A 10,725-nucleotide genomic window follows, 5' to 3' on the forward strand; every position below is an offset into this window, starting at 1 on the left:
GAGGTGCCTCCGCGGCCTGATCGAGATCAACGGTTTTCGTCGTCCGGTCCGGCATCGTGCCGCCTTCCCGCCGTGACCTACCGACCGCCCGCACCCTGCCGCTCTTCTCGGACCATTTGATGCGCGTCAACTGCTTCCCGGCGATTAGCGGCTACCGTTGAGTCCGGCAACCCAGAGGAGCGCAGCGCCAGCAAGGCACGTGCCCGAACGGCCAACGGCACGTATCGAACGCCTGGCAAGAAGCAGGCTAGCGTTCCGAGGCAATGCCCGCCGCGGCTCATTGCCGCAGCGACCACTCTACGAAGACCCCATATGAGCCATTTTCTCGACCGCTTGCGCTATTTCTCGACGACAAGGCCGCAGTTTGCCGACGGTCACGGCGCTGTCACCAACGAGGACAGACAGTGGGAGGACGGCTATCGCAAGCGATGGCAGCACGACAAGATCGTGCGCTCGACCCATGGCGTGAACTGTACCGGCTCGTGCTCGTGGAAGGTCTACGTCAAAGGCGGCATCGTCACGTGGGAAACGCAGCAAACCGACTATCCACGCACGCGTCCCGACATGCCGAATCACGAGCCGCGTGGCTGCGCTCGCGGCGCTTCGTATTCGTGGTACCTCTATAGCGCAAATCGGCTCAAGTACCCGCTCGTGCGCAGCGCGCTCGTCAAGCTTTGGCGCGAGCGCCGCAAGACGCTTGCGCCAGTCGATGCATGGCGCTCGATTGTCGAGGATGACGAGGCGCGGCGTGCATACCAGAGCCGGCGCGGCCTTGGAGGCTTCGTGCGGGCGCGCTGGGACGAGGTAGATGAAATCGTCGCGGCGGCAAACGTCTACACGGTGAAGCGCTACGGTCCCGATCGCGTCGTCGGATTCTCCCCGATTCCCGCGATGTCGATGGTCTCCTACGCGGCAGGCTCGCGTTATCTCTCGCTGATCGGCGGCGTTTGCCTGAGCTTCTACGACTGGTATTGCGACCTGCCGCCGGCCTCGCCGCAAACGTGGGGCGAACAGACCGACGTGCCGGAATCGGCGGATTGGTACAACTCCACCTTCATCGTCATGTGGGGATCCAACGTGCCGCAAACTCGCACGCCGGATGCGCATTTTCTAGTCGAGGCGCGCTATCGCGGCACCAAGGTCGTCTCTATCTTCCCCGATTATGCGGAGGGTGCGAAGTTCGGCGATCTCTGGCTGCACCCGAAGCAGGGCACCGACGCCGCGCTGGCGCTGGCGATGGGGCATGTGATCCTCAAAGAATTTCATCTGTCCGGCAAGAGCGGCTACTTTATCGACTACTGCAGGCGTTACACCGACATGCCTTGCTTGGTGCGGCTCGTGCCGCACGGAGAGGGCTACGTGCCCGAACGGATCGTGCGCGCGTCCGATTTCGACGGTGCGCTCGGCGAGACGAGAAACTCGGAATGGAAGAGCGTCGTGCTCGACGACGCGACCGGCGACTTCGTCGTTCCAGTCGGATCGGCCGGCTTTCGCTGGGAGCAGCGCGACGGCGGCGAAAAGGGCAGGTGGAACCTGCGCGCCGAAACGTCGAGAGGCGAGCCGTTATCCCCGCGACTGTCGCTCGTTTCCGCGCACGATGACGTCGTCGACGTGCTCTTCCCTTATTTCGGCAATCAGCCCCACGCGCATTTCAACCACACGTCGCACGGCTCGACGCTCTCGCGACGGATTGGTATCCGTCGCGTGGCGACACACGGCGGTACCATGCTCGTGGCAACCGTCTACGATCTGTTCGTCGCGAACTACGGTCTCGATCAGGGACTGGGCGGGCGCGACGTCGCCGAGAGCTTCGACGACGATCTGCCGTACACGCCGGCATGGCAGGAAGCCATCACCGGGGTGAAACGCGCCGACGTGATCGCGGTCGCGCGTCAGTTCGCGCAGAACGCGGACAAGACGCAGGGCAAGTCGATGGTGATCATCGGTGCGGGAATCAACCATTGGTACCACATGGACATGTCGTACCGCGCCATCATCAACATGTTGATCATGTGCGGCTGTGTCGGCCAATCGGGCGGCGGCTGGTCGCATTACGTCGGCCAGGAAAAGCTGCGGCCTCAAACGGGTTGGACGGCGCTCGCGTTCGCGCTCGACTGGAACCGTCCTCCACGGCAGATGAACGCCACGTCATTCTTCTACGCACACACGGACCAGTGGCGCTACGACACGATGGACACGTCGGCGCTGCTGTCGCCGCTCGCCGATAAGGCGCACTTTCACGGTGCGCCGATCGATTACAACGTGCGCGCCGAGCGCATGGGCTGGTTGCCGTCGGCGCCGCAGCTCGCTGAAAACCCGCTCGCCGTCGGCCGAAGCGTCGGCGATGCTTCGGGAGCGGGGCGCGAGATCGCCAAGCGGCTCGAATCGGGCGAGCTGAAGATGGCCTGCGAGGATCCGGACGACCCGTGCAATTTCCCGCGCAACCTGTTCGTCTGGCGTTCCAACCTGCTGGGCTCGTCGGGCAAAGGACACGAATACTTCCTCAAGCATCTGCTCGGCACGACGCACGGCGTGCAGGGTGACGACCTTGGCGTCACCGGCGGGGCGCGTCCGGAGGAAGTCGCATGGCGGGATGAAGCGCCGCGCGGCAAGCTCGATCTGCTCGTCACGCTCGATTTCCGGATGTCCACGACCTGCATGTATTCGGACATCGTACTGCCGACTGCGACCTGGTACGAGAAGGACGACATGAACACGTCCGACATGCATCCTTTCGTCCATCCGCTGTCGGCGGCTGTCGATCCGGCCTGGCAGTCGAAAACCGACTGGGAGATCTTCAAGGCAATCGCGAAGCGTTTTTCCGAACTCAGCGAAGGCCATCTGGGCGTCGAGCGCGATCTCGTGCTCGCGCCGATCGCACATGACACGCCGGGCGAGCTTGCGCAACCGTTCGAGGTGAAAGACTGGAAGCGCGGCGAATGCGAGCCCGTACCGGGCCGCACGATGCCTTCGGTCGCGGTTGTCGAGCGCGATTACCCGAACACCTATCGCCGATTTACGTCGCTTGGCCCGCTAATGGACCGGCTCGGAAACGGCGGCAAAGGCATCGGCTGGGACACGAGGGACGAGGTGGCGCAGCTTGGCGAACTCAATTATTGCGTGAACGACTACGGGGCGACCCATGGTCGGCCGCGTATCGAAACGGCGCTCGATGCGGCCGAGGTCATTCTCTCGCTCGCGCCGGAAACCAACGGCGCTGTTGCGATGAAGGCTTGGGGCGCGCTGTCGCAGATAACGGGTATCGACCATACACACCTGGCCGAGGCGCGGGCCGACGAGAAGATCCGCTTCCGCGACATCCAGGCGCAGCCACGCAAGATCATTTCGTCACCGACCTGGAGCGGCATCGAATCCGAGCATGTGTCGTACAACGCGGGCTACGTGAATGTGCACGAGCTGGTGCCGTGGCGAACGCTTACCGGGCGCCAACAACTCTATCAGGACCATTCGTGGATGCGGGCGTTCGGTGAATCGCTTTGCGTGTACAAACCGCCGATCGATACGGGCAGCTACGCTCATATGGTTGGCAAGCGGTCGAACGGCCAGCCCGAGCGCGTGCTCAACTTCCTCACACCGCACCAGAAGTGGGGCATTCACAGCACGTATTCCGACAATCTGCTGATGCTGACACTCTCGCGCGGTGGGCCGATCGTCTGGATTTCGGAGACGGACGCCAAGGCAATAGGCGTTGCCGACAACGACTGGATCGAGTGCTTCAACTCCAACGGTGCGCTGTGCGCCCGGGCGGTTGTGAGCCAACGCATACCGGCGGGAATGGTCATGATGTATCACGCCCAGGAGAAGATCGTGAACACGCCGGGCTCGGAAATCACTGGAACGCGTGGCGGTATTCATAACTCGGTGACGCGTGTCGCGCTGAAGCCGACGCATATGATCGGCGGCTACGCTCAACTGTCATATGGCTTCAATTATTACGGCACGGTCGGCTCCAACCGCGACGAGTTTTTGATCGTTCGCAAAATGAGCAAGATCGACTGGCTCGACGGGGAAGGCTCGGGCGTCGGTGCCGAAGCCCAGAACGAGCGCACGGGGGAAACGTCATGAAAGTCCGAGCACAGATCGCGATGGTGCTGAACCTCGACAAATGCATTGGCTGCCATACCTGCTCGGTGACGTGCAAGAACGTATGGACGAGCCGGGAGGGTATGGAGTACGCGTGGTTCAACAACGTCGAGACGAAACCCGGCATCGGCTATCCGAAGGACTGGGAGAATCAGGAGCGTTGGCACGGCGGCTGGAAGCGGCGAGCCGACGGCAAGATCGAGCCGCAGCTGGGCGGCAAGTGGCGGGTACTGGCGCAGCTTTTCGCGAATCCGAATTTGCCCGAGATCGACGATTACTACGAGCCGTATACCTTCGACTATGCGCATCTGCAAGAAGCGGGAGATACCCGAGCGACGCCGGTTGCGCGGCCGCGGTCGCTCGTGAGCGGCGAACGGCTCGAGAAGATCGAGTGGGGGCCGAACTGGGAAGAAATCCTCGGCGGCGAGTTCGAGAAGCGCTCGCGGGACTACAACTTCGAGGCCGTGCAAAAGGACATCTACGGGCAGTTCGAGAACACGTTCATGATGTATCTGCCGCGCCTTTGCGAGCATTGCCTCAATCCGGCATGCGTGGCGGTGTGCCCGTCCGGATCGATCTATAAGCGCGAGGAAGACGGCATCGTGTTGATCGATCAGGACAAATGCCGCGGATGGCGGATGTGCGTATCGGGCTGTCCGTACAAGAAGATCTACTACAACTGGCAGAGCGGAAAGGCCGAAAAGTGCATCTTCTGCTATCCGCGCATCGAAGCCGGCCAGCCGACCGTTTGTTCGGAGACGTGCGTCGGGCGCATCCGCTATCTCGGGGTGCTGCTCTACGACGCCGACCGGATCGCCGAGGCGGCGAGCGTCGCGAACGAAACTGACCTCTACGAAGCGCAGTTGTCGTTGTTCCTCGATCCGAACGATCCCGCCGTCATTGCGCAGGCCGAACGCGACGGCGTGCCTGCCGCGTGGCTCGACGCGGCGCGACGCTCTCCCGCCTACAAGATGGCCATCGATTGGAAGATCGCATTTCCGCTGCATCCCGAGTATCGGACGCTGCCGATGGTCTGGTACGTGCCTCCGCTGTCGCCGATCAACGCGGCGGCTACGAGCGGCGAACTCGGAATGAACGGTTATCTCCCCGACGTCGAATCGCTGCGCATTCCGCTGCGCTATCTCGCCAACCTGTTGACGGCCGGCGACGAGGCGCCCGTGAAGCTCGCGCTCGAGCGGCTGCTTGCGATGCGCGCCTATATGCGCGCGCGCCACGTCGATCGGATGGACGCGCCCGGGGTGCTGAACCAGGTCGGGCTATCGCGCGAGCAGACCGAGGAGATGTATCGATACCTAGCCATCGCCAATTACGAGGACCGTTTCGTGATTCCGACGACGCATCGCGAGTATGCCGAAGATGCGTTCGATCTGCGCGCATCATGTGGTTTCTCGTTCGGCAACGGCTGCTCGGGCGGACGCTCCGAGGCGAGCTTGTTCAGCCCTAGGAATGGGCCGAAGACGATTCCTATCCGGCAGGAGCGATGACATGAACCTGGCATCCGACTCGATCTACGCGGCGTTCTCGGTCATGCTCGATTATCCGGACGAGGGTTTGATCGACGCGCTCGATTCGATCGAATCTCTGGTACGCGATGCAAGGCATTTACCGGAGGCGGTCTGCGCGGAACTCGATCGTTTCTTTCGGTACCTGCGCGAACGTGACCTATTGACGCTTCAGGAAAATTACGTCGCGTTGTTCGACCGCAGCCGTGCGGCATCGCTGCATCTGTTCGAGCATGTACACGGCGAGTCGCGGGATCGCGGACAGGCGATGGTCGATTTGCTGCGGATGTACGAGCAGCGTGGGCTCTATCTCCGGTCCGGCGAATTGCCCGATTACCTGCCCGTGTTTCTCGAGTATCTGTCTCGCTTGCCGGCGAACGAGGCGAAGGACTTGCTCGGCGAGACGGGAGAAATCTTGCGCGCGCTCGCGCAGCAGCTCGCGAAGCGAGGCAGTCACTACAGCTGCGTCGTGGGGGCGTTGCTGCCGCTCGCAGGCGCGGCACCGGTCGGCGCCCCTGATCAGCCCGAAGACGATGCGGCCGGTGACACGCCGAGCGCAGGCGACTACCGCGCGCTCGACGCCTCATACGCGGAGGAGGCGGTACGCTTCGTCGGCGCTGCAGAGCCAGCCGAACAACCGATGCGGTTTTACGACAAGCGGCCTGCCCGCGGCATGTCACCGCCGCGCTCCACGATGCCACGAGAGGAAAACCATGAATGACTATTTTCATCAATTTCTGTTTGGCGTCTACCCGTACATCTGTCTCGCGGTGTTGCTTATCGGCAGCCTCATTCGCTTCGATCGTGAGCAGTACACGTGGAAGAGCGACTCTTCTCAACTGCTGCGTCACGGCGCGCTCAAGCTCGGCAGCAATCTGTTTCACTGGGGCGTGCTCGTCGTCGTGCTGGGTCATTTCGCCGGCTTTCTCGCACCGCATTGGCTCGTCTCGCCGTTTCTGTCCGCGTCGGGTCACCAGCTCGTCGCGATGGTCGCCGGCGGCTCGGCGGGGGCGGTATCGATCGTCGGCCTCACAATCCTGATCGCGCGGCGGCTTGGAGACCGGCGGATCCGGCGTAATAGCCGCAAATCCGACATCGTCATCGTGTTGATGCTGTGGGCACAGCTCGCACTAGGGCTCGGTACGGTTGCGCTGTCGATGCGTCATATGGACGGTGCCTTGTTTGAGCAACTGACCGACTACGTGAAGGGCGTCGTGACGTTCCGGCCTGGCATCGCTGGCCTACTCATCGGTGTGCCGCTGACGTATCGATTGCACATTTTGCTTGGCTTCACGATCTTTCTCGTGTCGCCGTTCACGCGGATGGTGCATATTTGGAGCGGTGTTGCGTCGCTGGCGTACGCGATCCGTCCGTATCAGCTCGTTCGCAAGCGTTGAGGGCGTCATGGCGAGCAACGTACTCGATTCTCACGCGATCGCAGGCGACGGTTGTCTGCGCATCAATGGTGTGGTTTTGGACGCCGATGCCATTTCGGCGGAGAGCGCCCATCACGCCGACGCGTTTGATCCGCTGGATGCCGCGCGGCGTGCGCTAGCCGTGCGCGAGCTGCTGAGGCAGCGCGCTTTCGCCCTTGGACTGATCGATCAAGATGAGCCGATCGACGACGACGCACTCGATCGATTGCTCGCGTGCGAGCTGACCCACGTGCCGATGCCGGACACTGACGCTTGCAGGCACTATTACGAGCGCAATGCAGCCCGCTTTCGTCGAAACGATATCGTTTATGCGAGCCATATTCTCTTCGCGGTGACGGATGGGGTGCCGCTTTCGGCCTTGCGGCGACATGCGGAAGCTGCGCTTGCAGGCGTGCTTGCCGCACCGGAAACGTTCGAGGACGTGGCTCGCCGGATGTCGAATTGTCCGTCCAGCGGCGTCGGCGGCAGCCTGGGGCAGTTGATGCGCGGCGATACCGTGCCGGAATTCGAGTCCGCCGTCTTTGGCACGCGAGAAGCGGGTTTGCTGCCTCGCCTCGTCAATACGCGATTCGGATTTCACATCGTCCGCGTCGATCGCCGCGTGGAAGGCGACACCGTTCCGTTCTCCGATGTCGCCGATGCGATTGCGGCCTTCCTGTCCAAGCAGGTGCGGCTTCGTGCGACGCGTCAATATTTGACCGTGCTCGCCGGCGGTGCCCAAGTCGACGGCGTTGAACTAGGCGGGACCGATAACCCGTTGGTTCAATGAGCGGGAAGTCAGGCGCCGATCCGATACCGGAGAAGGCGAATCTTTTTGTTCGTCCTTCCCAACGGAACCTGAGTCAAGTCAATGTGCGGCTGATCGCGATCGGCGAACATTGTTCATGCGAAACGTGCGAGTGCGCTTCCGACACTCGCCATTCACTTGGAGAGTGACATGCGATCGAACACGTCATCCATATCGGCCGCCGGCGGTAGTGCGTCGCGGTCGTTGGCCGGGGCGACCATCGGCTTTTTTATCGGTTTCGGGGCGGTTTCGCTGTTCGGACCGACGGCGCAGAGTTTCATCAAAGTCATGCAGTTGAGCCCGGAACAAGTCGGCTTGCTCGTGGCGATGCCCATGCTCACGGGTTCGCTGCTCCGTATTCCATTCGGAGCGTGGGTCGACCTGAACGGCGGAAAGATGCCGTTCCTCCTGTTGTTGCTGGCCTCGGTCGTCGGCATAGGAGGGCTCTATTGGATGCTCCTTTCGCTCTATCCGGAACACTTGACGGCTGAACACTATCCCTGGTTGCTGTTGTTCGGTGCACTGGGCGGGTGCGGCATCGCGACGTTTTCCGTTGGCGTCGGCCAGGTTTCTTATTGGTTTCCGAAGGAGCGGCAGGGCAAGGCCCTCTCGTTCTATGCCGGGCTCGGCAATACGTCGCCCGGCCTCGTGGCGATCGTGCTGCCGCTCATCATCGCGGTTGGCGGGCTCTGGGTCGGCTACTTCGTTTCGCTCGTCATCGTGATTGCCGGAATTGGTTTGTACGTGGTCCTCGGTTTTAACGCGCCGTATTTTCAATTGCGACGCCATGGCATGGCGCAAGCCGAGGCTCGCGACGCGGCGAAGGCGCTTGGGCAGGAACTGTTTCCCGCGCCCAGCGTATCGCGCGCGTTGATCGATTCCGCGACGAGTTGGCGCACATGGCCGCTCGTGGCGCTCTATTTCACTTCCTTCGGCGGATTTCTGGCGTTGACGGCATGGCTGCCGATCTACTGGGGAGCGTCGTATAAGGCTTCTCACTGGGAGGCGCTGGGGCTAACGGCGAGCTTTTCGCTGCTCTCGTCTTTGATCCGCGTGCCGGCCGGAAACTGGTCCGATCGGTTTGGCGGCGAGAGAATCGCTTTTGCGTCTTATTGTCTGTTGCTGATTGGGGCGGTGATGATGGCTCTGTCGCGGAGCTTCGGCCTGTCGGTGACGGGGGAAGTGCTGGTGGCAGTAGGGATGGGGGGCGCGAATGCGGCCGTCTTCAAACTGGTCCCCCAATATGTGCCTGACGCCGTGGGTGGAACGGCGGGTTGGGTCGGCGGGCTCGGCGCGCTGGGGGGATTTGTCGTGCCTCCGATCCTCGGGCACATTGCGCAGACGATGGGAGCGGTTGGGTACGGTAGGGGCTACGTCGTCTACGTGATTCTTGCGGTTGCGAGTTTGCTGCTGACTTATCTCTTGTATGTGACGCGGCAGTCTCCTTCGCGCACCAAGCCTGTACGAACCTCGATGCGCGCGCCGGTGAAACCTTGATGGTGTGAATGCTAGCTGGGTCCCGAAATGGCGTTGCATGATCAAGCACGAGCACGTCCTTTTCCATGAATTGATCCGCTTCCTGCACAAGAAACATGCTTGACGTGGATCAATCGTGGCGAAATTCGACGCAGACGTGTGCCGTCGCGAGGCGCCAATTGGAGTAGGATCGTATGAACATATCGTTACGCGCCGATGGCGGAATCGACCGATGAGTGACTCGCCCGAGACCAAGCGGCATGAGCCGATTGCCGATGCGAAAATTGTCGTTGGCGCCGCGCTTGCCTGGCCGCTGTTGGATCAGGAAGGCCGGCTATTGTTGCGCGCGGGAACCGTGATCACGAGCGAGGAGGAGCGGTGCTTCCTGCTCGAGCACTTTTCGTTCTATGCGGGAGCACCCAGGACAGATGCACCGCAAGGCGCGAGTTCGGTCGACGGCCAAGCCGAGCACCTCGCTGTGGCTGACATGCGGCTGTCGATCGGCTCGCCGATCGGCATGCGCAGCTTCTACGCAACGAGCAGTCCAATGCGGCGCAGCCGAATCATCGGCTTTAGTCCAGACCACTCGTTGTTTGTCACCGCGCCTAGGGTCGGCAAGCTGCCTCTCGTCCTGACGGCTGGCGAGAACGTGCAGGCGGTCGCGATCGGAGCGTATGCGGTTTATTCGTTCTCCTGCACCGTGCTCGCTGCTTGCGGCCAACCGTTTCACTACCTCGTGCTCTCCGCGCCCGGTGCTATCCGCATGCTGCGCGAGCGCAAAGCGACGAGAGTGCAAACACGGCTTGCCGTCACGTATCGCGAGCCGGACTCGCACGACGCGCGGCAAGGACTTGGACTCGGCCGCGACTTGAGCGTGCAGGGCATGTCGCTCGTCGCTCCGCGCGCGGTTGGCGAGGTTGGCGCGCGCGTCCACGTTTCGTTTCCGATCAGCACGGCCCAGATCGACACCGAATTCGACGCTGTCGCCGTGGTGCGTAACGTGAAGGACAGTCGAGATGCCGATGGTTTGGTCGCGCATGGCCTCGAGTTCGAATCCATGAGCGGCGAGCAGCAATTCGCGCTGCGCTTGTTTTTGTTCGACTGGATGAATGCGAATTCGCTCTGAGCGTGCGAATCGACAGGTTCATCCTCGTTCTTCCCCGCTGCCATGAAGCGTGATCGAATGATCCCAGTAGAAATACCCTTGAATGTTCAAGGCGGCGCCACGCGCTCCCTTCGCAAGATAGAACCAGACTTGATAGAGGTATGAACAAGGTAAGCGCTTATCCTCCGCAGCGTATAAGCGCTTTTAGGCACAGTTCCCGGTTATGCCTAGATCGAGACGGGATGAGTTCTGTGGTGACCGTGGAGTGCCAGTCGGAGGCAGTTGACTCCTGAA

Annotated in this window: 7 protein-coding genes; all 7 read left to right on the top strand. The window is 61.8% G+C overall.

Features of this window, described 5'->3' with window-relative positions:
* Nucleotides 1-312 precede the first annotated feature (312 nt).
* The 7 genes from DWV00_RS09810 to DWV00_RS09840 all read left to right on the top strand — a co-directional run bounded on the left by DWV00_RS09810 (nucleotide 313) and on the right by DWV00_RS09840 (nucleotide 10,452).
* Nucleotides 313-4,086, top strand: a complete 3,774-nt coding sequence (locus tag DWV00_RS09810) for a nitrate reductase subunit alpha (protein ID WP_115533364.1) — start codon at nucleotides 313-315, stop codon at nucleotides 4,084-4,086.
* Nucleotides 4,083-5,609 carry a nitrate reductase subunit beta gene (gene narH / locus DWV00_RS09815; RefSeq protein WP_115533365.1) on the top strand — a complete coding sequence of 509 codons (1,527 nt, stop codon included), beginning with the start codon at nucleotides 4,083-4,085 and terminating at the stop codon, nucleotides 5,607-5,609. The genes DWV00_RS09810 and narH overlap by 4 nt, the downstream gene beginning before the upstream one ends.
* A gap of 1 nt (nucleotide 5,610) precedes the next feature.
* A complete protein-coding gene (gene narJ, locus DWV00_RS09820; protein WP_115533366.1) occupies nucleotides 5,611-6,348 on the top strand; it encodes a nitrate reductase molybdenum cofactor assembly chaperone in 738 nt (245 codons plus the stop codon).
* Nucleotides 6,341-7,024 (top strand): respiratory nitrate reductase subunit gamma, encoded by a 684-nt coding sequence (gene narI, locus DWV00_RS09825; protein ID WP_115533367.1) that lies wholly within the window; start codon nucleotides 6,341-6,343, stop codon nucleotides 7,022-7,024. The genes narJ and narI overlap by 8 nt, the downstream gene beginning before the upstream one ends.
* A 7-nt stretch (nucleotides 7,025-7,031) precedes the next feature.
* On the top strand, nucleotides 7,032-7,832 hold the full coding sequence (locus tag DWV00_RS09830) for a peptidylprolyl isomerase (protein WP_115533368.1): 801 nt from the start codon (nucleotides 7,032-7,034) through the stop codon (nucleotides 7,830-7,832).
* Between the two features lie 168 nt (nucleotides 7,833-8,000).
* Nucleotides 8,001-9,347: an MFS transporter gene (locus tag DWV00_RS09835; protein ID WP_115533369.1), complete on the top strand. Its 1,347-nt coding sequence runs from the start codon at nucleotides 8,001-8,003 to the stop codon at nucleotides 9,345-9,347.
* A 211-nt stretch (nucleotides 9,348-9,558) separates the two neighbouring features.
* Complete coding sequence (locus DWV00_RS09840) at nucleotides 9,559-10,452, top strand: flagellar brake protein (RefSeq protein ID WP_115533370.1); 894 nt, start codon at nucleotides 9,559-9,561, stop codon at nucleotides 10,450-10,452.
* Nucleotides 10,453-10,725: the final 273 nt, after the last annotated feature.

Source organism: Trinickia dinghuensis, from assembly GCF_003367175.1.
In the GTDB taxonomy this organism is placed as follows: domain Bacteria; phylum Pseudomonadota; class Gammaproteobacteria; order Burkholderiales; family Burkholderiaceae; genus Trinickia; species Trinickia dinghuensis.